At 71.5% G+C, this 1,584-nt stretch carries 1 protein-coding gene and 1 pseudogene; both read left to right on the plus strand.

The annotated features are described in order from the left end of the window. Positions 1-377 (plus strand): annotated as a pseudogene (locus tag K6I34_RS36745) (ATPase); the annotation flags it as partial. A 3-nt stretch (positions 378-380) separates the two neighbouring features. Next, positions 381-1,584: ArsA family ATPase (locus K6I34_RS36750; RefSeq protein WP_229332355.1), on the plus strand; the 1,204-nt coding region annotated here is incomplete at its 3' end.

Here is a 1,584-nt window from a genome sequence, read left to right on the forward strand (position 1 = left end):
GCATCGCGGAGCTCCGGTCCGCCCAGCTGCCCGTCGGCGGCGTCGTCATCAACATGGTGCGCCCGGAGGTCCTGGACGAGACCGACGTGGAGGTCGCCGCGAACGGCAGCCGCGCCGCCGTCGCCCGCACGCTGTCGCACGCGCTGGACCGCACGGGCTTCGGCGGCACACGTCACCCCGGGCTCGCCGAGCGGCTGGTCGACCCGCTCGTGGCCCAGGCACGCGAGCACACCGAGCGCCTCGCCCTGGAGCGCCGCGGCCACAGGGAGATATCAGGACTCGGTCTCCCCACGTACGAACTGGAGCTGCTCGGCGACGGTGTGGACCTGGCGGGCCTCTACCGCATGGCGCGCGAACTGCGGAAGCAAGGAGTCTGACGAGTGAGCCTGGACACGGCGTCCGTGCTGGACGTGGACCCCCTCCTCGACAACCCGCGCACCCGCATCGTGGTGTGCTGCGGCTCCGGAGGCGTCGGCAAGACGACGACAGCGGCGGCACTGGGGCTGCGGGCCGCCGAGCGCGGCCGGAAGGTCGTCGTGCTCACCATCGACCCGGCCCGCAGGCTCGCGCAGTCGATGGGCATCGAGGAACTCGACAACGTGCCCCGCCGGGTCCCCGGGATCGACACGTCGTCCGGCGGCGAGCTGTACGCCATGATGCTCGACATGAAGCGGACGTTCGACGAGATAGTCGAGGCGCACGCGGACGAGGAGCGGGCCAGGGCCATCCTGGAGAACCCCTTCTATCAGTCCCTGTCGGCCGGTTTCGCCGGTACGCAGGAGTACATGGCGATGGAGAAGCTCGGGCAGCTGCGCGCGCGGGACGAGTGGGACCTGATCGTCGTCGACACCCCGCCGAGCCGTTCGGCGCTCGACTTCCTGGACGCCCCGGGCCGCCTGGGCTCCTTCCTCGACGGGAAGTTCATCAAGGTGCTGATGGCGCCGGCGAAAATCGGCGGCAGGGCCGGGATGAAGTTCCTGGGTGTCGGCATGTCGGTGATGAGCGGACCGCTCAACAAGCTGATGGGGGCGCAGCTGCTGCGCGACGTCCAGACGTTCGTGGCCGCCATGGACACCATGTTCGGCGGGTTCCGCACCCGGGCGGACGCCACCTATCGGCTGCTCCAGGCGCCCGGTACGGCCTTCCTGGTGGTCGCCGCGCCGGAACGGGACGCGCTGCGGGAGGCCGCCTACTTCGTCGAGCGGCTGGCCGCGGAGCGGATGCCGCTGGCAGGACTCGTGCTCAACCGGGTGCACGGCAGCGAGGCCGCGCGGCTGCCCGCCGACCGCGCACTGGCCGCGGCCGAAGCACTCCTGGACGGATCGCTTGGCGAGACGCTCGGCGGGTCGCATGGTGAGCCGCTTGGCGAGGTCCTTGGCGGGGCGCTCACCGGCCGGTTCGACCCGCCCGGTGAGGCCCCGACAGCAGAGGCGCCGAAAACATCGGAAAATCTTGATGGCGGCGGCATTGTGGATCGTGACAGCGGGCAAGCTGCCTCACGTACCGCCCGCGCCCCGGGCACCGACGCTCCCACGGTCCCGTCCACTCCCGAGAGCGGCCTCCCCCAGCCCGCCCCCTCTGGAG

It is taken from the genome of Streptomyces sp. UNOC14_S4, assembly GCF_020740835.1.
Lineage (GTDB): Bacteria > Actinomycetota > Actinomycetes > Streptomycetales > Streptomycetaceae > Streptomyces.